The following is a 23,414-nucleotide window of genomic DNA, read 5'->3' on the forward strand; positions in this document are numbered from 1 at the left end:
GGGGTAGCCGAAAATTGGTTTAGACCTATAGCACGGCTGGGTCGACGCGCAAGTGGCCCCTTCCCGCTGCAGGGTGCGGAAAGGGGCCACTCCGTGGCACGGATACCGGAGGGTATCGGTTCAGTCGTACCGTTGATCCAGAACGGCGCCGACGGCGATTCGGACCGCTGGCGTCAGACCGGCGGCATCAGGGCGGCGGCGATTCGGACCAGCGGCGATTCGGACACGCCGTCCGATGGTTCAGGCACGCTGCCCGACGCTGCCGAAGACCCGGCAGTCGAAGAAGTCCTCCCCCTCCGACAGCAGGTACGCCTGCGCCTCGCCCACGTGGAAATACATCCCGTGGAGCTCCAGCGTGCCCTCGGCGAGCCGCCGCGCCACCGACTCGTGCGCCCGCAGATGGTCCAGCTGCTGCACCACATTGGTCAGGCACAGCTGCTCCACGGCGTCCGCCGGGAGCCGGCCCGCGATCCGGGCCCAGGCGTGGTGCCGGCTGGCCATCCGCTCCAGGCTGGGAAGGCCGTGCCGCAGCCAGCGGCGCAGCGGTGTCATCGGCGCCCCGGGGTGGGAGTTCAGCAGGGCCTGCATGGCCCCGCAGCCCGAGTGTCCGCACACCGTGATGCTGTCCACCTTCAGCACGTCCACGGCGTACTCGATGGCCGCCGCGACCGAGTCGTCCGTGGATTCGGCGCCCGGCAGGGGCACCAGATTGCCGACATTGCGGACGGTGAACAGATCGCCCGGCCCGCTGGCCGTGATCATGCTGGTCACCAGGCGGGAGTCCGCGCAGGTGAGGAAGAGCTGCGAGGGCCGCTGCCCCTCCCGGGCCAGCCGGGCCAGCTCGTCGCGGACGTGCGGCGCGGTGTCGCGCTGGAAGGCGCTGATGCCGTTGGCCAGCTGGCCCGCTCCGCGGCGCCGGGGCTCGGCCGCGGGAGCCGCCGCGGTCCCGCCGGGAGCCGTACGGTCTTCCCCGCCACCGGCGGCGGCGCGGTGGTCGCAGTGGTTCTGCCAGGGCGTCCAGGGGCGGCAGCACTGGTGGGTCCCGCGCTGGCCTCCGCGCTGTTCGGGATCGCCGCCGTCGGCGCGGCCCGCGCGGCCCGTCGCGGGGGTCCCGGCGACGGCACGGCCGGTGACCTCCAGCGAGCCGCCGTGGGCCAGATGGGAGACCTGCCAGTCCTGGAGCGTCTCGTACGCCGCGTGGTCCATGAAAGAGCCGTCCAGCTCGATCACGGCGTGTCCGTCGTGCGGGATCTGGTTCAGTACCCGGCTGAGCCGGGGGACGGCGAGGAAGGTCAACTGCCCGCGCGCCCACACCCGGTGAACCCCGTCCAGCTCCTCCACGGTGATCCTGGTCCTGGCCAGCCGGTGCAGGGCCATCGCGACGGCCACCGCGATGCCGATCGCGACGCCCTCCAGGACTCCACCGAGGACCACGGCCGCGATCGTCGACGCGTAGACCAGGACCTCGCGGTGCCGGGTGACGGCGCGCAGGTGTGTGGCGCTCACCATCTGCACGCCCAGCGCCATCACCAGCGCGGCCAGCGCGGCCAGCGGGATCAGGTCGAGGAGCGGGACGAGCAGTCCGGCCGCGAGCAGGATCCAGACTCCGTGCAGTATGACCGAACGGCGGCTTGCGGCACCGGCCTTGACGTTCGCCACGCTGCGGGCGGCGCCTCCTGCGACGGGCAGCCCGCCCAGCAGGCCGGAGACGATGTTCGCCGCGCCCTGCCCGCGCAGCTCACGGTCGAGATCGGCGCGCGGCGGGCGCTGGTCCGCGCTGCGCTGGGCGGCGATCAGCTTGTCGGTGGCGATCGCGGTCAGCAGGGACTCCACGCTGCCGACGAGCGTGACCGTCAGTACGGCGGCGATGAGGCCGAGAACCGGGCCCTCGGGCAGCTCGGGCAGGGCGTGGCTGCGCCAGGACGGCAGGTCCACCCGGGGCAGGCTCAGCCCGGCGAAGGTCGCGAAGGCGGTGGCCGCGGCGACGGCGGCGAGCGCGGCGGGCACTCTGCGCAGGGCGCGGCCGGCCCGACCGGGCAGCCGGGGCCAGCCGAACAGCACGGCCAGGGTCAGGACGCTGACGCCGAGGGCGGCCGGATGCAGTTCGGCCAACTGGGCCGGCAGCCCCAGGACGTTGGCCACGGCGGAGCTTTGCGGAGTGCCCCCGAGCACGATGTGCAGCTGGGCCAGCGCGATCGTCACGCCGACGCCGGCCAGCATGCCCTGCACGATGGCCGGGCTCACCATGAGCGCGGAGCGGGCGGTGCGCAGGTAGGCGAGCCCGAGCTGGCAGCAGCCGGCGAGCACGGTGATGGCGCAGGTGGTACGCCAGCCGTAGTGCTGGACCAGTTCGGCGGTGATGACGGTGAGTCCGGTGGCGGGGCCGCTCACTTGGAGCGGTACGCCGCCGAGCCGCCCGGCCACGATCCCGCCGACGGCCGCGGCCACCAGCCCCGCCTGGAGGGGGGCGCCCGTGGCCAGGGCGATGCCGAGGGAGAGGGGCAGGGCGATCAGGAAGACGGCGAGAGAGGCGGACAGGTCGGCGGGGAAGTCTTTGGCGGCGCTTTTGGAGGTGGCTGTCATGGGGTCCCGTCTCCTCGAGGGAGGGATGAAGCGGCGGGAGTCTCAACACTCGGTAAATGAACGGTAATGGAGAGTAAAGGGAAGTGATAGGGAATAGGGGCAAATGGCCTAGAAATTAGCACTCAAGAGTGATTAAGCATTTTGTCCGGCTTGTCATACCTTCCTCAAAGCTGACCGCGTGGGACGTTGCGGCGCGGAAGTCCTGCGATGGAACTGCGAGGGAGAGGTGTGCGGATGATCGCCGCCACGAAGAAGATCGCCGGCGGCCTGGTCGCCACGGCCCTGGCCCTGGGCGTTGCCGGGTGCAGCACCTCGGAACCCGCCAAGCCGGGCGGTCAGGGCGCAAGGAAGGGCGCCGCCGCACCGGAGGCCCCGGGCAGCGTCAAGCGTCTCATCGGCGACGGCTCGACCGCGTACACCGGCCTCCAGCCGAACGTGCAGCAGCCGCAGAAGCTCAAGCCCGGTGAAAAGCCCCCGCAGTTCGTCGTCTTCTCGTGGGACGGGGCCGGCGAGGACAGCCAGAAGCTCTTCTCGCACTTCCGGGAGGTCGGCAAGCAGTACAACGCCCGTATGACCTACTTCCTCAGCGGCGTGTACATGCTGCCGGAGGAGAAGCGTTCCCTCTACACCGCTCCGCAGCACTCCTCCGGCCGCTCCGACATCGGCTTCGGCGACCTCCAGGGCATCAAGGACACCGCCACCCAGGTCCGCGCCGCCTGGATGGAGGGCAATGAGATCGGCACCCATTTCAACGGCCACTTCTGCGGCCCCGACGGCGGCGTGGGCACCTGGTCCGTCGACGAGTGGAAGAGCGAGATCAACCAGGCCAAGTCCTTCGTCAAGAACTGGAAGACGAACACCCCGGCCCTCAAGGACCTGGAGCCGCTCCCGTTCGACTACGACAAGGAGCTGATCGGCGCCCGCACCCCCTGCCTCGAAGGCCAGAAGAACTTCATGCTGGCCGCCAAGGACATGGGCTTCCGCTACGACTCCAGCGGCATCAGCAAGCAGATCTGGCCCAAGAAGACCGACGGGCTCTGGGACCTGCCGCTGCAGCTGGTGCCCATGCCGGGCCGCGCCTTCGACACCCTGAGCATGGACTACAACTACATGGTCAACCAGTCCGGTACGACCACGCAGGGCGACCCCTCGCAGCACGCCTACTGGGGCGAGCAGATGCGCGACGGGCTGCAGAAGGCCTTCGACCGGGTCTACCAGGGCAACCGTGCGCCGCTGATCATCGGCAACCACTTCGAGTCCTGGAACGGCGGCACCTACATGACGGCCGTCGAGGACTCCATCAAGTCGATGTGCACCCAGAAGGAGGTCCGCTGCGTCCCGTTCCGCGAGCTGGCCGACTGGCTGGACGCCCAGGATCCGAAGGTCCTGGAGTGGATGCGCACCCTCGACGTCGGCGAGGCGCCGAAGGCCGGCTGGGCCACCTTCCTGACCGCGGGGCCGCCGGCGGCGCCGAGCGCCCCCGCGGCCCCGGGCGGGGTCAAGCCGGCTGCGGAGCAGGCTGAGTCAGGGTCGGACGAGGGCTGACCACCCCCGCGGGCGCGGCCTCGCGGAGGACGAAGCCGGGGTCGACCTGTCCCGACAGGTCGGCCCCGGTCTTGGCGTTGCCCCAGCTCTCGGCGTTCCGCAGGTGGAAGTGCACCATCTGCTCGGTGTACCGGGCCCAGTCGCGGTCGGCGTAGGAGTCCTCGGCGGCGTCCTGGAGCGTCTGCAGCGCGAGCCGGTTGGTCGCCTCGAGCAGCTCGAACCTGGCCGGAAGGCCCTTCTCCATCGACCGCACCCAGTCGGAGTGCCCGACGGTGACCAGCAGGTCCTCGCCCACCTCGTCCTGGAGGAACTCGATGTCCTCCGGGCCCTGCACCTTGTTGCCGATCACCTTGAGCGCGACCCCGAAGTCCCGGGCGTACTCCTTGTACTGGCGGTAGACGGAGACGCCCTTGCGGGTCGGTTCGGCCACGAGGAAGGTCATGTCGAAGCGGGTGAACATGCCCGAGGCGAAGGAGTCCGAGCCGGCCGTCATGTCGACGACCACGTACTCGTCCGGGCCGTCGACCAGGTGGTTGAGGCAGAGTTCGACCGCGCCGACCTTGGAGTGGTAGCAGGCCACCCCCAGATCGGCCTCGGTGAAGGGGCCGGTCGCCATCAGCCGGACGGGCTCCCCGTCCAGCAGGACCGTCCGGGCGCAGGCCTCGTACACCGGGTTGTCCTCGCCGACCCGCAGCAGGCGCGAACCGGTGCCGGGCGGAGTGGTCTTGATCATCGTGTCGGCGGACTCGATGCGGGGGTTGCTCCCGCGCAGGTATTCCTTGATCAGGGGCAGGTGCGCACCCATGGCGGGCAGCGCGGCGGCCTCGTCCTCGCCGAGCCCGAGGGCGACGCCGAGGTGCTGGTTGATGTCGGCGTCCACCGCGACGACGGGGGCTTCATTGGCGGCGAGGTGGCGGATGAAGAGGGAGGACAGCGTGGTCTTCCCGCTGCCGCCCTTTCCCACGAAAGCGATCTTCATGTTCACCAAGCGTAGCGGGTTGGTCGCGGTGTGTGCTCTACCTGAGTGAAGAAGACCACTCCAAGGAGGGGTCGGTGCTACGGGTGCGCAGTGCGTAGGCTCCCTACTTATGAGTAGCGCTGCTGACCCGCTGGCCCCACTGGCCGGGCTGCCGGGTGTCTCCGATTCCGTGGATTCCGTACGCAAGGCCGTGGACCGGGTCTACGGGCACCGCGTGATGCGCCGCCGCGCCGGGGAGATCACCTCGGAGGCGGCCCTGCGCGCGGCGCGGGCGAGCGCGGCGCTGTCCGGGGCCGACTGGGCCCTGGAGGAGGTGCGCCGCCGGACCGACTTCGGTGCGGAGTCGCAGGCGCGCACGGTGGGCGCGGCCCTGCGGCTCACGGCGGAGGCCGGGCAGCTGCTGAGCATCTGGCGCCAGTCGCCGCTGCGGGTCCTGGCGAGGCTGCACCTGGTCGCCTCGGGCGGGGCGGGCGTGGCTGGTTCCGCCGCCGCTTCGGCCGGGCAGGGCGACACGGTCGGGCGCCCGCGCCTGGCGGGAGAGCCGGTGGACGAGCCGCTGATCGACCTGCCGCTGCCGAGCGCCGAGGAGGTCGCGGCCCGGCTGGACGGCCTGTCCGGGCTGGTCATCGCGGGCGGCTCCGCCCCGGCGCTGATCACGGCGGCGGTGGTGCACGGAGAACTGCTGGCCCTGCGCCCCTTCGGTACGTACAACGGGCTGGTCGCCCGTGCGGCCGAACGCATCGTGCTGATCAACAGCGGGCTCGACCCGAAGGCGATCTGTCCGGCGGAGGTCGGCCACGCGGAGCAGGGTGCGGAGGCCTACGTGGCGGCCTTCGAGGGCTACGTCTCCGGGACCCCGGAGGGGATGGCGGCCTGGATCGCGCACTGCGGCCGGGCGGTCGAGCTCGGAGTCCGCGAATCGACCGCGGTCTGCGAGGCGCTCCAGCGCGGCGCGGCCTGAGGCCGGGCCCTGCGTCTGGCGCGCCAGACGGGCTGCTCCGCCTGGGCAAAGGGTTGCGGCGACACCGTCTTGCACTGGTGTCGCCGCTGGCATTCACACCCAGCTACCAAGCGTCCTCGAAAGTTGCCCATCAGGTCGGGAGCTTTGCCCGTCACCTGGTGCGGCTGGCCCGTAATCGACGGGTCGACGTCGCGTGGGTACTCGGCGTTCCTGCTTCGGTCCGTGGGCCTTACTGCGTTTTAAAGATGATCCTCTCGGATGTTCTTTGGTCTCGCGGGCCGTTGACTCCTTTGTACTCCGCTTCGGAGACAAGCGAAACCCCTGGCTCCACTTCTTTACTTTCCGGGACGTCTCGGGGTGATCCGGACATCGGAAACCCGCGTGATGTCGGCCCGCCCCAGCCCTGTGGGTGGGGCGGGGGCGGGGGCGGGACCGTGGTCGGGGTGGTGGGCTCTCCGGGCGAGGGCGTTGCCCCCCGGCTTGGGCTCGTCAGGCGAGGGCGTTGGCCCGTCGGCGGCTCGCGTACCAGACGAGCCCGGCCGTGGCAGCGGCCGCTCCGACGGCCGCTGCGGCGATCAGCGCGGGCCGGGAGGTCATGGACAGCTCCGGCAGCCGCTTCTTCAGCCGCACCGGCCGGTTGAAGACCAGTACGGGCCACTCCCGCGCGGTCGCCTCGCGGCGCAACGCCCGGTCGGGGTTCACGGCATGGGGGTGCCCCACCGCTTCCAGCATCGGCACGTCGGTGATCGAGTCGCTGTAGGCGTAGCACCGCGCGAGGTCGTACCCCTCGGACTTCGCGAGCTCGCGGACGGCTTCCGCCTTCGTCGGTCCGTAGGCGTAGTACTCGATCTCGCCGGTGAAGCAGCCGTCCTCGCCGACCACCATGCGGGTGGCCACGACACGGTCGGCGCCGAGCATCTCCCCGATCGGCTCGACGACTTCGGCGCCGGAGGTCGACACGATGACCACGTCACGCCCGGCGGTGTGGTGGGCCTCGATGAGGGACGCGGCCTCGTCGTAGATGATCGGGTCGATGAGGTCGTGCAGCGCTTCGGCGACGATCTCCCGCACCTGCTGGACGTTCCACCCCTTGCAGAGGGCGGACAGGTACTCCCGCATCCGCTCCATCTGGTCGTGGTCGGCGCCGCCGGCCAGGAAGATGAACTGGGTGTACGCGGTCCGGAGTACGGCCCGCCGGTTGATCAGGCCGCCCTGGTAGAAGGACTTGCTGAAGGTCAGAGTGCTTGACTTCGCAATGACCGTCTTGTCCAGGTCGAAGAAGGCAGCGGTCCGAGGCGAGGAGTGCGGCAAGGGCTGATTTTCCACGCCCCGAGCATATGCGCCCACCATTCGGCGTAAGGTGTGGCGCGTGGGTTTGCCTGAGAAGGCTCTCGGGTACACCATGGAAGTCACGGATCGTTCGCGACCGTGCTAACCCGGTCTGGCTCCTCCCCCCCCGAGTCGGACCGTGGGGACGACCCCCGCTCTCCCCCCCGGCGGGGGTCGTCGCATGTCCGGACGCGGTTTGCGTCCCTTGCCTTCGGCCCTCAGTGACCATCCCCCTGGCCTTCCTCTTCGGTGGGCCCGCGTGGCGAAGGCCCCTCATCCCATCGAACTCGTGACTGTGCGTAGTGGTTCCGCCGCGCTCCGAACTCACACGATGGGGTTGCGGAGTTATTCACAACCGCCTTCTTGTCCACAGTTTTCAAGCAAGATCCACTTCTTTTTCCGGATCGCTGCACGGTGATTCCAGCCGCGAAGTCCGCGGCCTGTGGATTTGCAGTGGAAGGGGGCGGAGATCGTGGCTGGATCGAAGTCGTGTGAAGTGCCGGAGACCGTGGTGGCCCGTGGGCAGGGGCGGCCCTCCCGTGCGGGGGCGGCCGGGGCCGGTGGCGGGCGGCCGCTGATCATCACCGAGGATCCCCTGCTGCTCGACGACCTGCTGCGGCTGTGCGCCGCCGCGGGCGCCGAGCCGCATGTGCAGTACGCGGTGCCCGAGCAAAGCGGAGCCGACGGTGACGCGAGGGGCGGGGGTGGCGGCGCCGTTGAGGGGCTCGGGAGCGTCGGGTGGGATTCCGCCCCGCTCGTGCTCGTCGGGGACGACGCCGCGCGCCGGGTCCGCGGGGCGCCGCGCAGGGACGGGGTGTTCCTCGTGGGCCGGGACCTGGACGACCCCCTGGTGTGGCAGCGGGCGCTGGAGATCGGCGCCGAGGAGGTGCTGAGGCTTCCCGATGCCGAGAGCGGGCTGGTCGACCGCATCGCCGACGTGGTGGAAGGGGCCGGGCGGCCTGCCCTCGCCGTCGGTGTCATCGGCGGCAGCGGCGGGGCCGGCGCCTCCACCCTGGCCTGCGCCCTCGCCGTACGGGCCGCCCGGGCCGGGGAGCGGACCATCCTCATCGACGGAGACCCCCTCGGCGGCGGTATGGATGTGCTGCTCGGCGGCGAAGGCGCCGAGGGACTGCGCTGGCCGGACTTCGCGGGCTCGCGTGGCCGCGTCGGGGCCGGGGCGCTGGAGGAGTCCCTGCCCGAACTGCACGCGCTGCGGGTCCTCAGCTGGGATCGCGGGGACCGGGTGGTGGTGCCGCCCGCCGCGATGAGGTCGGTGGTCGCGGCGGCTCGGCGCCGGGGCGGGGTGGTGGTCGTCGACCTGCCCCGGCGGGTGGACGAAGCCGTGGCCGAGGTGCTGGCCCAGCTGGACCTGGTGCTGATGGTGGTGCCGGGCGAGCTGCGGGCGGTCGCCGCCGCCGGGCGGGTGGCCGCCGGGGTGCGGATGGTGGCGCGGGACGTGCGCGTGGTCGTGCGGGGCCGCTGTCCGGACGGGCTCGACGCCGAAGCCGTGGCGGGGCTGCTGGGGGCCCCGCTGGCCGGGGAGGTGCCGGTCGAGGTCGGGCTTCCGGGGCGGGTCGCCGAGGGGGAACCGCCGGGTGCGCGGGGACGCGGCGCGCTGGCCCGCTTCTGCGACGGCTTCTGGCAGCGGGTGCTCGGCGCCGCCCAGGGGGTGGCGGCATGAGCGCGGTGCTGCTGGACGCGGTGCGGCAGCGGCTCGCGGAGAGCGGGGCGGAGCCGACCCCGGCCAGGGTCGCGGCGGCCCTGCGGGCCCAGGGCCGACTGCTCGGGGACGCCGAAGTGCTGGGTGCGGCCGTGGAGTTGCGGTCCGAGCTGGTCGGTGCCGGTCCGCTGGAGGCGCTGCTTGCCGACCCGGAGGTCACCGACGTGCTGGTGGCGGCCCCCGACCGGGTGTGGGTGGACCGCGGGAGCGGGCTGGAGCTGACCGGGGTGACCTTCGCGGACACCGCGGCGGTGCGCAGGCTCGCCCAGCGGCTGGCCGCGGTCGCCGGGCGGCGCCTCGACGACGCCCGCCCCTGGGTGGACGCCCGGATGCCGGACGGCACCCGGCTGCACGCCGTACTGCCTCCGGTTGCCGTCGGGTCCGCGTGCCTGTCGCTGCGGGTCGTGCGGCCCAGGGCGTTCACGCTGGACGAGCTGGTGGCCGCCGGGACCCTGCCGCCGGGCGGGCAGAAGCTGCTGAGGGCGATGGTCGAGGCCCGGCTGTCGTTCCTCGTCTCCGGTGGGACGGGGACGGGCAAAACCACGCTGCTCAGCGCCCTGTTGGGGCTGGTCGGACCGGGTGAGCGGATCGTGCTGGCCGAGGATTCGGCCGAGCTGCGCCCCGACCACCCGCATGTGGTGCGGCTGGAGACCCGGCCCGCCAACCAGGAAGGGGCGGGCCTGGTCACCCTCGCGGACCTGGTCCGGCAGGCGCTGCGGATGCGGCCCGACCGGCTGGTGGTCGGGGAGGTCCGGGGCGCCGAGGTGGCCGACCTGCTGGCCGCGCTGAACACCGGGCACGAGGGGGGATGCGGCACCGTGCACGCCAACGCGGCGGGGCACGTCCCGGCCCGGCTCGAGGCGCTCGGGACGGCCGCCGGGCTCGACCGGGCCGCCCTGCACAGCCAGTTGGCGGCCGCGCTGACCCTGGTGGTCCACCTGGTCCGGGACCGGGCCGGGCGGCGCAGAGTGGCCGAGGTGCATGTCCTGGAGCGGGATGCGGCCGGACTGGTGGTGACGGTGCCCGCGTTGCGCTGGTCCGCGCGGGGCTTCGTCCGCGAGCGGGGCTGGGCGCGGCTCGGCCCGCTGCTGGGGGTCGTCCGATGAGCGCCGGGGCGCAGGGGCCGGCGGGATCCCTGGCGGTGTTCGCCGGGGTGCTGTGCGCCGGGGCGGCCGCCTGGACGCTGGCCGGGGGAGACCAGGTGTCCCGGCGGGCCCGGCTGCTGCTCGCCGGCGGGGGCCCGGTGGCGCAGGGCGGTCCGGTGCGCTGGGAGCGGCTGGTGACCGCGGTGCGGGTCCGGGCCGCGCGGTGGCGGGAGTGGGCCGGAGCCGGGGCCGGGCTGCTGGTCGCGGTGCTCGGGGGTTCGGTGGTCCCGCTGGTACTGGGGGCGGCTTCCGTGCCGCTGGTGAGGCGGTGGCTGCGGGCCAGGGAGCGGGAGCGGGCCCGGGGCGCGAGGGCCGCCGAGGTGGTGGCGCTGTGCGGGGCCGTGGTGGGGGAGTTGCGGGCCGGCGCGCAGCCCGGGCAGGCCCTGACCGCGGCGATACGGAGGACGGTCGCGGGGCCGGGAGGCCCCGGTGTGGCGGAGGCCGGGGTGCTGGCCGCGGCGGCGTTCGCCGGGGATGTGGCGGGGGCGCTGCGGGAGGCGGCCCGGGAGCCGGGCGCGGAGGGGCTGGCCGGGATGGCGGCCTGCTGGCGGGTCTCGGTGGACGGGGGTGCGGGCCTGGCGGCCGGACTGGACCGGCTGGAGGGGGCGTTGCGGGCGGAGCGGGACCGGCAGGAGTCGCTGCGGGCCCAGTTGGCGGGGGCCAGGTCGACGGCGGTGGTGCTCGCGCTGCTGCCACTGGTGGGGCTGTTGATCGGTACCGGGCTCGGTGCGGATCCGCTGAGGGTGCTGCTGCACACCCCGATGGGGTGGGGCTGCCTGTTGGCGGGCGGGGTGCTGGAGGCGCTGGGGCTGCTGTGGTGCCGGCGGATCGTACGGGCGGGGGAGCGGTGATGGGCGGAGCGGTGGTCCACAGGCTGGGGATGGCGGTGTGCGTCGCGGCGGCGGTGCTGTGCGTGGGATCGGCGGTGGTGGCCCGGGTCCGGCGGCGGGCGGCCCGGCGGCGGGTCGCGGCGCTGCTGGCGGTGGGGGCGGCGCGGCGCGGTCGGGAGTTGGGCTCCCGGATACGGGGGGCGGCTTCCGCCTGGGCGGGGCCGGCCGGTGCGCTGCTCGCGGGCTGGGTGCTGGTCGGCGGGGTGGCGGGGGCGCTGGTCGGGTGCGCGGCGGCGTTCGGGGTGCGCCGCTGGCTGCTCCGGGCCGGGCCGCCGGCCGGGGTGGATCCGCGGGAGGTGGAGCGCCAGTTGCCGTTCGCCGCTGATCTGTTGGCCGCGTGCCTGGCGGCCGGAGCGGGGCCGGTGGAGGCCGCCGAGGTCGTCGGGGAGTCGCTGGGCGGCCCGGTGGGTGAGCGGCTGGCGCGGGCCGGCGCCGAGCTGAGGCTCGGGGGTGAACCGGGCGTGGCGTGGGGGAGGTTGGCGGAGATACCGGGGGCCCGGACGCTCGCGGAGTGCCTGGAGCGCGCCGCCCGTACGGGGGCGCCGGCCGCCGATCCGGTCTCCCGCCTCGCCTCGGCCCTGCGGGCGGACCGGGCCAGGCAGGCCACGGCCAGGGCGCAGCGGGCGGCGGTGCTCGTCACCGCGCCGGTGGGGCTGTGTTTCCTCCCCGCATTTCTTGCGGTGGGAGTGGCGCCTGTGGTGATCGGGATGGCTTCCGGTCTCCTCGCGGGCGGGTGAAAACAAGACCTGAAATCACATCAAGAACGTAATCCAACGGGAGGTTGTCATGAGGATCATCTGGGTTCGAGTGCGGTCGGTGCTGAGCGGTGGCCGTCGGGATGCCGGGATGTCGACTTCTGAATACGCCATGGGCACGATCGCGGCGTGTGCATTCGCGGCCGTTCTGTACAAGGTGGTGACGAGCGAGGTGGTCTCGACGGCACTCCAGTCGACCATCGGGAAGGCCCTCGATGTGCCGTTCTGAGGGAAAACCGAGGGGAAAGGACGACCGGGGATATGTGACGGCGGAGGCGGCCCTGGTGATCCCGGCGCTGGTGCTGTTCGCGGCGCTGCTGGTGTGGGGGCTGATGGCGGCCGCGGCGCAGATCCGGTGTGTGGACGCGGCCCGGGCCGGGGCGAGGGCCGCGGCCCGTTCGGAACCGGCGGAGGTCGCGCTGGCGGCGGCGCGGGCGGCCGCCCCGGCAGGGGCGGAAGTGGAGGTGCGGCGGGCGGGGGACCTGTGGCGGGTCCGGGTGGCGGCTCCGGCGCCGGGGCCGGGTGGGCTGCCCGTACGGCTCGGCGCGCACGCGGTGGCGCTGGCGGAGGACAGCGTGGGGCCGCCGCCGTGAGCAGGGACCGGGGTTCGGCGACGGTGTGGGCGGTGGTGGTGGTGACGGTGCTGGGCGCGGTGTTCGGGGGTGTCCTGCTGCTCGGCCAGGCCGTCGTGGCCCGCCACCGGGCCGCGGCGGCCGCCGACCTGGCGGCCCTCGCGGCGGCGGCGACCTGGGCGCACGGCCCCGAGACCGCCTGTGCGACGGCGGGCAGGGTGGCCGGGGCCCAGGGCGCGGCGCTGACCGCGTGCCGTCTCGAAGGTGAGTCGGCCGAAGTCACGGCCCGCACCGAGGCGGGCCCCTACGCCCCCGAGATCCGCTCCCGAGCGGGCCCACCCCCGCCCCCGCCGGGCACCCTGCCCCCGCCGGGCACCCCGCCCCCGGCTTGAGGCGTACCGGCCCGGCTTCGTCCTGGACCCGCCCCGTCCCGGGCCGACCTTGTCCAGGTCGGCCCCGTCCGGGCCCGGCCCCGACTCGCCCGGGCCGGGACGACTACCGAGTGCCGTGAGCCGGAGCCGGAGCCGGAGCCGGGGGCAGGGGCAGGGACAGGGGCGGGGGCGTGGGCCGGGTCCCGCCCCCGGCTCCGCCGACGGTTCGACGCTGCCGCCTGCCGCCTGCCGCCTGCCGCCTGCCGCCTGCCGCCTGCCGCCTGCCGCCTGCCGCCTGCCGCCTGCCTGGCACGGGCGGGCCGCCTCCTGGGCCTTGGCCGGTTCCGTCACCGGACTTGCCCGCCCCGGGGCCGGTCGGGGTGGGCGGCTCCGAGGGAGGGCAGGGCAGCTGGCTCGATCTGGTGGTTCTGGGGGTAGTGGGTCGGCCACGGAGGTTCGGCGCGCGCTGCCGGACTCCGGCCTGCGTCGCCGGCGACACTCTGGCCTCGGGCCGGGTGGGAATGCCCGTCCGCCCGGGGCCAGTGCCTCTGAGCCTGGGCAGGGGGCCCGGCTCCGGGCCGACCCGCAGCAGGCCCGTCTGCCGCGGGTCCTGGTGCCTCTGGGGGCGGGCTCTCGGCTCCGGGGGCGGGTGGGGCTACGTCTGCGGGCTCCGGCCCTCGGGGCCAGGGGCTGGCGGGTTCGCTGTGGGGCGGGCACCCAGCCACGCTCGGGTGTCCTCGGGGCGGGGGGCTGGGGGGCCGGCTGGGGGGGGGGCGGGTGCCCAGCCTCGCTCGGGTGCTCTCGGGGCGGGGCTCCCTGCCTCCGTCCGGTGTGCCTGGGGCAGGGGGCTGGCGGGTCCGCTGCCGGGGCGGCTGCCCTGCCCGGTCCGGAGTGCCCCCCGGGCGGGGCTGGGGGGTCCGCTGTGGGGCTGGGGCGGTGTCCGGGGGCCCCGGGGGTCAGGGGGGTGGGGCTTGGGCCAGGAGGCGGGTCAGGAGGCGGATGGCGCCGCGTTTGTGGAGGGGGTCGTTGCCGTTGCCGCACTTGGGGGACTGGATGCAGGACGGGCAGCCCGCGTCGCACTCGCAGGCGGCGATGGCGTCGCGGGTCGCCGTCAGCCAGGCGCGGGCCGTGTGGAAGGCGCGTTCCGCGAAGCCGGCTCCGCCCGGGTGACCGTCGTAGACGAACACCGTGGGCAGCAGGGTGTCGGGATGCAGGGGCACGGAGACCCCGCCGATGTCCCAGCGGTCGCAGGTGGCGAACAGCGGGAGGAGGCCGATGGAGGCGTGCTCGGCGGCGTGCAGGGCGCCGCCGAGGATCTCCGGGTTGATCCGGGCCTCGTCCAGCTGGTCCTCCGTGACCGTCCACCACACGGCCCGGGTGCGCAGCGTACGCGGCGGCAGGTCCAGCTTGGCCTCGCCCAGCACCTCGCCGGTGATCAGTTTGCGGCGCAGGTAGGAGACGACCTGGTTGGTCACCTCGACAGAGCCGAAGCAGAGCCTGGCCGGACCCCAGGGGATCTCGGTCTCGGTCTCCAGGACGGAGATGGAGGTGGTGTCGCGGGCGGTGGTGGAGAAGGGCGGGCTGGCCTCCTCCACCAGCGCCACCGAGTCCTCCAGGTCCAGGTGCCGCACGAGGTAGGTGCGGCCCTGGTGGAGGTGGACGGCGCCGTCGTGGACGGCGGTGTGGGAGGCCGACTCGTCGACCGTGCCCAGCAGCCTGCCGGTGGCGGCCTCGACGATCTGCACCGGGCGGCCGCCGCCGCCCCGGATGTCCGTCAGGTCCGAGGCCCGCTCCCGCCGGGTCCAGTGCCAGGCGGTGGCCCGGCGCCGCAGCAGCTTCGCCGCCTCCAGCTGCGGCAGCAGCTCCGCCGTGGCCGGCCCGAAGAGCTCCAGGTCCGCGTCCGTCAGCGGCAGCTCCGCCGCCGCCGCGCACAGGTGCGGGGCCAGCACGTACGGGTTGTCGGGGTCCAGCACCGTGGCCTCCACCGGTTGGCGGAACAGCGCCTCGGGGTGGTGGACCAGGTACGTGTCCAGCGGGTCGTCCCGGGCGATGAGCACCGCCAGGGCGCCCTGTCCCGAGCGGCCGGCGCGCCCGGCCTGCTGCCACAGCGAGGCCCGGGTGCCCGGGTAGCCGGTGATCAGCACGGCGTCCAGTCCGGACACGTCGACGCCGAGCTCCAGGGCGGTGGTGGCGGCGAGCCCCAGCAGTTCGCCGGAGTGCAGGGCGCGCTCCAGGGCCCGCCGTTCCTCGGGCAGGTAGCCGCCGCGGTACGCGGCCACCCGCCGGGGCAGCGACCGGTCCACCTCCGCGAGCCGCTCCTGGGCGATCAGGGCGATCAGCTCGGCCCCGCGCCGGGAGCGTACGAAGGCCACCGTACGGACCCCCTGGACCACCAGGTCGGTCAGCAGGTCGGCGGTCTCGGCGGTGGCCGTGCGGCGTACCGGAGCGCCCTTCTCGCCCTTCATCTCGGTCAGCGGGGGCTCCCACAGGGCGAAGACCACCTCGCCGCGCGGGGAGGCGTCGTCGGCCACCTCCACGACCTTCAGGCCGGTCAGCCGGGACGCGGCGGCCGCCGGGTCGCTCGCGGTGGCGGAGGCGAGCAGGAAGACCGGTTCGGAGCCGTAGCGGGCGCACAGCCGCCGCAGCCGGCGCAGCACCTGGGCGACGTGGGAGCCGAATACCCCGCGGTAGCTGTGGCACTCGTCGATGACCACGTAGCGCAGCGCCTTCAGGAACGAGGACCAGCGCGGGTGGGCGGGCAGGATGCCCCGGTGCAGCATGTCGGGGTTGGTGAGGACGTAGTTCGCGTACTGGCGCACCCATTCGCGTTCCTCCACCGGCGTGTCCCCGTCGTAGACGGCGGGGCGGACCGCGTGGCCCAGGGGCGCCGCGAGCTCGCGTACGGCGCGCCGCTGGTCGGCCGCCAGAGCCTTGGTCGGGGCCAGGTAGAGGGCGGTCGCACCCCTGCCGTTGGGGGCCTCGGCGCCGTCCGCGAGGGCCGACAGCACGGGGGCGAGGTAGGCCAGCGACTTGCCGGAGGCGGTGCCGGTGGCGACGACCACGGACTCGCCGTCCAGGGCGTGCTCGGCGGCCGCGGCCTGGTGTTCCCACGGATGTTCGATCCCGGCGGCCTGGATCGCGGCTACGACATCAGTTCGGATGCGGTCGGGCCAGACCGCATGACGACCCGCCCGAGGGGGCAAGTGCTCCGTATGAGTGATGCGCGCAGCTCGGGAAGGCCCCCGTGACAGCCGGTCCAGGACCGTGCTCGGGGTGGGTCGAGGGTCCGCGGGAGCCGTGGGCCGACCGGGGCGGTGAGTATTGGCCATTGGAACCGAGTGTGTCACTGGCGTGCGGGACAATGGTCCCAAGGCGTCGTGATCGCCTGCCGGTAAGTGATTGAATGCCATCGCGGCAGCCGATCCCTCCTCTACCTTCGGGTGGGGAGGCCCCTGGGGGGCGCCGCTCGATAGCAAGGTGCTGGAGGATCCGTGGACCTGTCCCTGTCGACTCGCACTGTCGGCGACCGCACGGTCGTAGAGGTCGGTGGCGAGATTGATGTGTATACCGCGCCCAAGCTGCGCGAGCAGTTGGTGGAGTTGGTGAACGACGGCAGCTACCACTTGGTTGTCGACATGGAGCGAGTGGACTTCCTCGACTCCACCGGCCTCGGTGTGCTCGTGGGAGGCCTCAAGCGCGTTCGCGCGCACGAGGGCTCGCTGCGTCTGGTCTGCAACCAGGAGCGCATCCTGAAGATCTTCCGTATTACCGGTCTGACCAAGGTGTTCCCTATCCACACCACTGTGGAAGACGCCGTCAACGCCACCGACTGACGGCTTCCGGCGGCTTTCCGGCCGCCCGGAAGCCGACGAGGAGCGGGGGGTACCGGACCACGGCTGGTCCGGGCCCCTGCCAAGGCGCGCCCGCTGGTCCGCGCCCAGAGTCCGAGGGGGACGCGCATGGCCACCGTTGAACTGCGCTTCAGCGCCCAGCCCGAACACGTCCGGACGGCCCGCCTGGTCGCGGCCGCCGTGGCGCGTCGGGCCGGTGTGGAGGAAGCCGTCCTCGACGAGGTCCGCCTCGCCGTGGGTGAGGCCTGCTCGCGCGCCGTCGGGCTGCACCGCAGCAACGGGCTGACCGCGCCCGTCCGGGTCGTGCTGACCGAGGAGGAGAAGGTGTTCTCCATCGAGGTCGGCGACGACGTGCCCGGCCCGGCCGGCGGTTCCGCCGAGACCGTGCCCGGCATCGCGGCCGCCCTGGACCCGGACAACGAAGGCGAGGACGAGATGGGCCTCGCGGTGATCAGCGGGCTCGTCGACGACGTCGAGGTGACCACAGGGGAGGCGGGCGGCACCATCAGGATGAGCTGGCCCGTCTCGGGGGCCTCCGGGCCCCGGTAGCGGCAGTCCGACGTCGATTACCGGCCACGGCTACCGCCCATCCAGGCACCGGCCCGCGGCTCGCCCAGGCACGTGCCACGACCCCACGGGGCCGCGCGGCTGCCTGCCGCGGCGCACCCCCCTGCCTGCACCGCGCGCCCAGCCACCTGACACGGCGCGCCCAGGCACCGGCCACCGCGCGCCCCAGGCACCCGCTGCCGCTCACCGGGCGCCTTCGCCGCTCACCAGGTGCCGGACCACCGCTCGCCACGTGCCGATCGCCGCTCACCGGGCGCCTTCGCCGCTCACCAGGTGCCGGGCCGCCGCTCATCATGCGCCGATCGCCGCTGCCCCGCTTCCGGCTGCCCTGATCGCAGCCGCCCGGTCGTCCTCGGGCCGGCCCGGGCCGGTCCCAGCGGGCCCGGGCCGCGGCGCGGAGTGCCTCCGAGCCCCCGCCGCACGTAACTTCGTATCGTCCGATCGTTTTAAAAGCCCTGCTCCGCGGGGCTTTTTTTCATGCCCCGGCACAAATACCTAGATCAATGAGCATGCGTCAATGCCTTTGCCCCATTACTACTTTCGGGGGTAATGGAGTGACGTGATCTATTGCTGAGGAGCAAGAGCAGGCCAATTCCGTTTCCCGCCCACTGTTTTGATCAGGTCGCGCTCCCTACAATCCGTCCACATCTTGAGCTCATCACGTCAAGGAGGACGAATGACGGGGCTCTTCACCCCCAACGCGCCGATCGGGAACTCCGATCTGGCAGCCGCAGTACTCACCGATGACAATCGGCTCATCGTGATCGTGATTGCCGCGGTCGCACTCGCCGCGCTCGTCGTCGCGCAGATCCTGGTCCGCCAGGTGCTCGCCGCCGACGAGGGCACCGACAGCATGAAGAAGATCGCCGCCGCCGTTCAGGAAGGCGCCAACGCCTACCTGGGACGGCAGTTGCGCACCCTCGGCGTCTTCGCCGTCGTGGTGTTCTTCCTGCTCTTCCTGCTCCCCGCCGACGACTGGTCGCAGCGGTCGGGACGATCCGCCTTCTTCCTCGTCGGCGCCCTCTTCTCGGCCGCCACGGGCTACATCGGCATGCGCCTCGCCGTCCGCGCGAACGTCCGCGTCGCCGCGGCCGCCCGCGAGGCCACCCCCGCCGAGGGCGAACCGGCCAAGGACCTCACCGAGGTCTCCCACAAGGCCATGAAGATCGCCTTCCGCACCGGTGGCGTGGTCGGCATGTTCACCGTCGGCCTCGGCCTGCTCGGCGCCTCCTGCGTCGTGCTCGTCTACGCCGCCGACGCCCCCAAGGTGCTGGAGGGCTTCGGCCTCGGCGCCGCGCTGATCGCGATGTTCATGCGTGTCGGCGGCGGCATCTTCACCAAGGCCGCCGACGTGGGCGCCGACCTGGTCGGCAAGGTCGAGCAGGGCATTCCGGAGGACGACCCGCGCAATGCCGCGACCATCGCCGACAATGTGGGCGACAACGTCGGCGACTGCGCCGGCATGGCGGCCGACCTCTTCGAGTCGTACGCCGTGACCCTCGTGGCCGCGCTCATCCTCGGCAAGGCCGCCTTCGGCGACCTGGGCCTGGCCTTCCCGCTGATCGTCCCCGCCATCGGCGTCATCACCGCCATGATCGGAATCTTCGCGGTCGCCCCGCGCCGCTCCGACCGCAGCGGGATGACCGCCATCAACCGCGGCTTCTTCATCTCCGCGGTGATCTCCCTGGTGCTCGTCGGGATCGCGGTCTACGCGTACCTGCCGTCCACCTACAAGGAGCTCGCCGGCGTCGAGGACGCCGCGATCCTGGCCCACTCCGGGGACCCGAGGATCCTGGCGGTCGTCGCCGTCGCCATCGGCATCGTGCTGGCCGCCCTGATCCAGCAGCTGACCGGCTACTTCACCGAGACCAACCGCCGTCCCGTCCGGGACATCGGCAAGTCCTCGCTGACCGGCGCGGCCACCGTCGTCCTCGCCGGCATCTCGGTCGGCCTGGAGTCCGCCGTCTACACCGCGCTGCTCATCGGCCTCGGTGTGTACGGGGCCTTCCTGCTCGGCGGCACCTCGATCATGCTGGCGCTCTTCGCGGTGGCCCTGGCCGGCACCGGCCTGCTGACCACCGTCGGCGTCATCGTCGCCATGGACACCTTCGGCCCGGTCTCCGACAACGCCCAGGGCATCGCGGAGATGTCCGGTGACGTGCAGGGCGCGGGCGCGCAGGTCCTGACCGACCTGGACGCCGTCGGCAACACCACCAAGGCCATCACCAAGGGCATCGCCATCGCCACCGCCGTGCTGGCCGCGGCCGCGCTCTTCGGCTCGTACAACGACGCCATCGCCACCGCGGTCAAGGAAGTCGGCGCCAAGGCCGGGGAGATGAACCTCAGCCTCGACATCGCGCAGCCCAACAACCTGGTCGGCCTGATCCTCGGTGCGGCCGTCGTGTTCCTGTTCTCGGGCCTGGCCATCAACGCCGTCTCCCGCTCCGCGGGCGCCGTCGTCTACGAGGTGCGCCGGCAGTTCCGCGAGCACCCCGGGATCATGGACTACACCGAGAAGCCCGAGTACGGGCGCGTGGTGGACATCTGCACCAAGGACGCGCTGCGCGAACTCGCCACGCCCGGCCTGCTCGCCGTCCTCACCCCGATCGCGGTGGGCTTCTCGCTGGGCGTCGGCGCGCTCGGCTCGTTCCTCGCCGGCGCGATCGGCACCGGCACGCTGATGGCGGTCTTCCTGGCGAACTCCGGCGGCGCGTGGGACAACGCGAAGAAGCTCGTCGAGGACGGCCACCACGGCGGCAAGGGCAGCGAGGCCCATGCGGCGGTCGTCATCGGTGACACCGTCGGCGACCCGTTCAAGGACACCGCCGGTCCGGCCATCAACCCGCTGCTCAAGGTGATGAACCTGGTGGCGCTGCTGATCGCCCCGGCCGTCGTGCAGTTCAGCTTCGGCGACGACGCCAATGCGGCCGTGCGGGCGGTCGTCGCCTTCCTGGCCATCGGCGTCATCGTCGGCGCGGTGTACATCTCCAAGCGCCGCGGCATCGCCGTCGGCGACGAGAGCGAGGGCGGCGCCGCCGAGCGGGTGGCGCAGTCGGCCGACCCCGCGGTGGTCTCCTGATCCGTCCTTGATCCCTCCCTGACGGGCTTTCGGGCCCGCTCCGGCCGGGTCCCCCGACCGGTTTCCGGAGCGGTGTTCCGAAGGGTTCGAGGGTGCGCCCGAACGGCGGACAGGCGACGCGGACTGACGCGTCGTCTGTCCGCCTTTGCATGTCCACGGAGGACGGGCGTGTATCTTCCGGGCCGAGAGCCTTCGAAGGGACCAATCCGGTGAACAAGAAGTTTGCGGCCGCAGTGTCCGGCGGTGCGGTACTGATGCTCGTGCTGTCCGGGTGCGGCGGGGACGACGGGGACAAGAAGGCCGACGCCTGGGCCAAGAAGGTCTGCGACGCCTGGGGACCCGAGCTGAAGAAGATCGAGACCGCCAACGTCGACATCAAGCGCGTGGCCACGGAGAGCAGCAAGCCGGAGGAGGTCCAGCAGACCGACTCGGCGGCCTTCCAGGCCATGTCCGACTCGTACAAGTCGATGGGGACCGCCCTGAACGGCGCGGGAGTTCCCCCGGTCAAGAGCGGCCAGGAGACGCAGGAGGCCGCGATCAAGGGCTTCGAGGCGACCTCCAAGGGCTACGCCGACCTGAAGACGAAGATGGACGCACTCGACGTCAAGGACCAGACGAAGTTCGCGGAGGGCCTCAAGGAGGTCGCGAGCGGACTCGAAACGGCGACCCAGGGCGGCAAGGAAGCGCTGGACAAGCTGAAGACGGGAGGCCTGGACAAGGCGATGAACGCCCAGAAGGGCTGCCAGGTCCAGACGCAACCGACGTAGCGCCGACGCGGCGGGGCCGGTGAAGTGGCCCCGCTCCCCGTCCTCATGGCTGTACGTCGACCAGGGCGGCCGGGGTCCTCAGCGGACCCCGGCCGCCCTGTCGGCTCCCGACGCCCCTCCATGGCCCCGCCGCCGGCCGACGACAGGCCCGGTTCGGCCGGAGGGGGGCCCGGTCCGGTCCGGCAGGCCCCGCTTCGGCCGGAGGGGCCCGGTTCGGTTCGAGAGGGCCGGAGGCGCGGGCGCGCGGCGCACGGATTGCCGGTGTCAGCGGCCACAATGGAGGCGTGAGTACCACCAGCCTTCCCTCGCCCGACCGCGCCGCCGAGCTCCGCACCGCCCTGCTGGCCGCCGGCTTCACCGCCGACGGGCTGCTCGACCTGCTCGGCGCCCCCGCCTATGCCGCGCTGGCCCGCAGCGAGACGGTCCCCGCCCTGCGCGCCACCCGTGGCCGTGGGGACGACCCGCTCGCGAGCCTGGTCCGGCTGTTCCTGCTCCAGCAGCCCGTGCCGTACGTGCACGCCCGGGCCGCGCTGCCCGTCGAAGCCGCGATCGAGGACGGCTGGCTGCGCCGGGAGGGCGACGAGGTGCACGCCACCGTCGACGTGCGCCCGTACAGCGGCCCGGACGGCGAGGACTGGTTCATCGCCTCCGACCTCGGCTGCGCCGTGGGCGGGGCCGGCGGCATCGGCAGCCGGGAGGAGGGCGTGGTCCTCGGCGTCGGCGGCGCCTCCACCACCCTGGCCGGGATCACCGTCCGCGCCCCCGTCGGCTCGGCGCTCGACCTCGGCACCGGATCCGGCATCCAGGCCCTGCACGCCGCCCAGCACGCCACCCGGGTCACCGCCACCGACGTCAACCCCCGGGCACTGGAGTTCACCCGTTTGACGCTGGCGCTGTCCGGGGCGCCCGAGGCGGAGCTGCTCACCGGGTCGCTCTTCGAGCCGGTCGGCGACGCCGCGTACGACCTGATCGTGTCCAACCCGCCCTTCGTGATCTCCCCCGGCGCCCGACTGACGTACCGGGACGGCGGCATGGGCGGGGACGACCTGTGCCGGACCCTGGTCCAGGAGGCCGGCGCCCACCTCAACCCCGGCGGGTACGCGCAGTTCCTCGGCAACTGGCAGCACGTGGAAGGCGAGGACTGGCACGAGCGCGTCCGTTCCTGGGTGCCCCGCGGCTGCGACGCGTGGATCGTGCAGCGTGACGTGCAGGACGTGACGCAGTACGCGGAGCTGTGGCTGCGGGACGCGGGCGACCACCGCAGCGACCCGGCCGAGTACGAGCGGCGGTACGAGGACTGGCTGGACGAGTTCGAGGCCCGCAAGACGAAGTCCGTCGGCTTCGGCTGGATCACGCTGCGCCGGACGGACGCGGCCGAGCCCTCGATCGTGGTCGAGGAGTGGCCGCACTCGGTGGAGCAGCCGCTGGGCGAGACCGTGCTGGCGCACTTCGCCCGCCAGGACTACCTGCGGGAGCACGACGACGCCGCTCTGCTGGCGGGGTACTTCGTACTGGCCGAGGAGATCGTCCAGGAGCAGGTCGGCTCGCCCGGGGCGGAGGACCCCGAGCACGTGGTGCTCCGGCAGAACCGGGGAATGCGCCGGGCCACGAAGGTGGACACGGTCGGGGCCGGATTCGCGGGAGTGTGCGACGGCTCACTCAGCGCGGGCCGGATCCTGGACGCGATCGCCCAGCTGATGCAGGAGGACCCGGTCGTACTGCGGGACCGCACGCCGGACGCGATCCGGCTGCTGGTGGAGCAGGGCTTCCTGGAGCCGATGCGGCCGCCGGCGCAGTAGTCCGGCGGCGCGCCGCGAGGGTCCGCCGCGCCGCGCCGCGGTGGCCGGAACCGTGATGTAACCCGGGGTTCGCCTGCTGTACGCCCTCGGCTGGCAGGCTCCCGGGAAGCGGGATCCGGGGGGATCCCCGAGCGGCTCCGGGGACGAGGGGAACGGCATGGAAAGCGGTCCGGCGATCTTCGCGGCGGCCGTGTTCCTGCTGTTCGGAGCCGCTCTGCTCATCTGGACGGGGGCGCGCGCCCTGCACCGGGCGCCGGTGGCCGAGGGCGTGCGCCCCGTCGTGGCCGTACCGCTCGCACTGCTGGCCGGATCCGGTTCGCTGGCCCTCGGGATCTGGTGCCTCGAGCGGTTCTGAAGCGGCCGTCCCGCAGGATGTACCTCCGGGTGGGAAACCCGGTGTGGCCAGGCCCGGGACGGGGCGCGGCCGCGGGGCCAGACGGCCCTTCGGCCACACTCCCGGAGTGACCGGGAAGCGGCCGCCGAGGCATCCGGGCGGCAGAA

At 73.1% G+C, this 23,414-nt stretch carries 19 protein-coding genes; 15 read left to right on the forward strand and 4 right to left on the reverse strand.

Going from position 1 to position 23,414, the window contains the following annotated elements; translation table 11 throughout:
- Window positions 1-240 precede the first annotated feature (240 nt).
- On the reverse strand, window positions 241-2,583 hold the full coding sequence (locus tag ACZ4TG_RS06695) for a SulP family inorganic anion transporter (RefSeq protein ID WP_468160224.1): 2,343 nt from the start codon (window positions 2,581-2,583) through the stop codon (window positions 241-243).
- Between the two features lie 234 nt (window positions 2,584-2,817).
- On the opposite strand from ACZ4TG_RS06695, the gene ACZ4TG_RS06700 reads away from it, so the two are divergent.
- Window positions 2,818-4,128: a polysaccharide deacetylase family protein gene (locus ACZ4TG_RS06700; RefSeq protein ID WP_468160225.1), complete on the forward strand. Its 1,311-nt coding sequence runs from the start codon at window positions 2,818-2,820 to the stop codon at window positions 4,126-4,128.
- On the opposite strand, the gene ACZ4TG_RS06705 is transcribed toward ACZ4TG_RS06700, so the two are convergent.
- Complete coding sequence (locus tag ACZ4TG_RS06705; protein ID WP_468160226.1) at window positions 4,082-5,107, reverse strand: ATP-binding protein; 1,026 nt, start codon at window positions 5,105-5,107, stop codon at window positions 4,082-4,084. The genes ACZ4TG_RS06700 and ACZ4TG_RS06705 overlap by 47 nt on opposite strands.
- A 109-nt stretch (window positions 5,108-5,216) precedes the next feature.
- On the opposite strand from ACZ4TG_RS06705, the gene ACZ4TG_RS06710 reads away from it, so the two are divergent.
- Window positions 5,217-6,068, forward strand: coding sequence for a Fic family protein (locus ACZ4TG_RS06710; RefSeq protein WP_468160227.1), 852 nt, complete (start codon window positions 5,217-5,219; stop codon window positions 6,066-6,068).
- A 489-nt stretch (window positions 6,069-6,557) separates the two neighbouring features.
- On the opposite strand, the gene ACZ4TG_RS06715 is transcribed toward ACZ4TG_RS06710, so the two are convergent.
- Window positions 6,558-7,418 (reverse strand): HAD family hydrolase, encoded by an 861-nt coding sequence (locus ACZ4TG_RS06715; RefSeq protein ID WP_468160228.1) that lies wholly within the window; start codon window positions 7,416-7,418, stop codon window positions 6,558-6,560.
- Between the two features lie 487 nt (window positions 7,419-7,905).
- Here ACZ4TG_RS06715 and ssd point away from each other — a divergent pair, with 487 nt between their 5' ends.
- The 7 genes from ssd to ACZ4TG_RS06750 are packed head-to-tail and all read left to right on the forward strand — an operon-like array spanning window position 7,906 to window position 12,871.
- On the forward strand, window positions 7,906-9,078 hold the full coding sequence (gene ssd / locus ACZ4TG_RS06720) for a septum site-determining protein Ssd (protein ID WP_468160456.1): 1,173 nt from the start codon (window positions 7,906-7,908) through the stop codon (window positions 9,076-9,078).
- Window positions 9,075-10,223: a TadA family conjugal transfer-associated ATPase gene (locus ACZ4TG_RS06725; protein ID WP_468160229.1), complete on the forward strand. Its 1,149-nt coding sequence runs from the start codon at window positions 9,075-9,077 to the stop codon at window positions 10,221-10,223. Before ssd ends, ACZ4TG_RS06725 begins: the two co-directional genes overlap by 4 nt.
- Window positions 10,220-11,113 carry a type II secretion system F family protein gene (locus ACZ4TG_RS06730; RefSeq protein ID WP_468160230.1) on the forward strand — a complete coding sequence of 298 codons (894 nt, stop codon included), beginning with the start codon at window positions 10,220-10,222 and terminating at the stop codon, window positions 11,111-11,113. The genes ACZ4TG_RS06725 and ACZ4TG_RS06730 overlap by 4 nt, the downstream gene beginning before the upstream one ends.
- Window positions 11,113-11,889 (forward strand): type II secretion system F family protein, encoded by a 777-nt coding sequence (locus ACZ4TG_RS06735; protein ID WP_468160231.1) that lies wholly within the window; start codon window positions 11,113-11,115, stop codon window positions 11,887-11,889. The genes ACZ4TG_RS06730 and ACZ4TG_RS06735 overlap by 1 nt, the downstream gene beginning before the upstream one ends.
- 49 nt (window positions 11,890-11,938) lie before the next feature.
- A complete protein-coding gene (locus ACZ4TG_RS06740; RefSeq protein WP_468160232.1) occupies window positions 11,939-12,136 on the forward strand; it encodes a DUF4244 domain-containing protein in 198 nt (65 codons plus the stop codon).
- Window positions 12,123-12,500 carry a TadE family type IV pilus minor pilin gene (locus ACZ4TG_RS06745; RefSeq protein WP_468160233.1) on the forward strand — a complete coding sequence of 126 codons (378 nt, stop codon included), beginning with the start codon at window positions 12,123-12,125 and terminating at the stop codon, window positions 12,498-12,500. The genes ACZ4TG_RS06740 and ACZ4TG_RS06745 overlap by 14 nt, the downstream gene beginning before the upstream one ends.
- The gene (locus ACZ4TG_RS06750) at window positions 12,497-12,871 is read left to right on the forward strand and encodes an Rv3654c family TadE-like protein (RefSeq protein WP_468160234.1); all 375 of its coding nucleotides are present in this window, start codon (window positions 12,497-12,499) and stop codon (window positions 12,869-12,871) included. The genes ACZ4TG_RS06745 and ACZ4TG_RS06750 overlap by 4 nt, the downstream gene beginning before the upstream one ends.
- Before the next feature lie 935 nt (window positions 12,872-13,806).
- Here ACZ4TG_RS06750 and ACZ4TG_RS06755 read toward each other — a convergent pair.
- Entirely contained in the window at window positions 13,807-16,260 is a 2,454-nt protein-coding gene (locus ACZ4TG_RS06755) for a DEAD/DEAH box helicase (protein ID WP_468160235.1), read from the reverse strand.
- Window positions 16,261-16,341: 81 nt separating this feature from the next.
- On the opposite strand from ACZ4TG_RS06755, the gene bldG reads away from it, so the two are divergent.
- From bldG to ACZ4TG_RS06785, 6 genes are all read left to right on the forward strand, one after another.
- Window positions 16,342-16,683: an anti-sigma factor antagonist BldG gene (gene bldG, locus ACZ4TG_RS06760; protein ID WP_008743037.1), complete on the forward strand. Its 342-nt coding sequence runs from the start codon at window positions 16,342-16,344 to the stop codon at window positions 16,681-16,683.
- Between the two features lie 126 nt (window positions 16,684-16,809).
- A complete protein-coding gene (locus tag ACZ4TG_RS06765) occupies window positions 16,810-17,250 on the forward strand; it encodes an ATP-binding protein (protein ID WP_468160236.1) in 441 nt (146 codons plus the stop codon).
- 694 nt (window positions 17,251-17,944) lie between these two features.
- Window positions 17,945-20,347, forward strand: a complete 2,403-nt coding sequence (locus tag ACZ4TG_RS06770) for a sodium-translocating pyrophosphatase (RefSeq protein WP_468160237.1) — start codon at window positions 17,945-17,947, stop codon at window positions 20,345-20,347.
- A 209-nt stretch (window positions 20,348-20,556) separates the two neighbouring features.
- Entirely contained in the window at window positions 20,557-21,114 is a 558-nt protein-coding gene (locus ACZ4TG_RS06775; protein ID WP_468160238.1) for a small secreted protein, read from the forward strand.
- Between the two features lie 284 nt (window positions 21,115-21,398).
- Window positions 21,399-22,913, forward strand: a complete 1,515-nt coding sequence (locus ACZ4TG_RS06780; RefSeq protein ID WP_468160239.1) for a DUF7059 domain-containing protein — start codon at window positions 21,399-21,401, stop codon at window positions 22,911-22,913.
- A gap of 157 nt (window positions 22,914-23,070) precedes the next feature.
- Window positions 23,071-23,268, forward strand: a complete 198-nt coding sequence (locus ACZ4TG_RS06785; RefSeq protein ID WP_468160240.1) for a hypothetical protein — start codon at window positions 23,071-23,073, stop codon at window positions 23,266-23,268.
- The last annotated feature ends 146 nt before the right edge of the window (window positions 23,269-23,414 follow it).

The organism is Streptomyces sp. NPDC028314 (assembly GCF_055565795.1).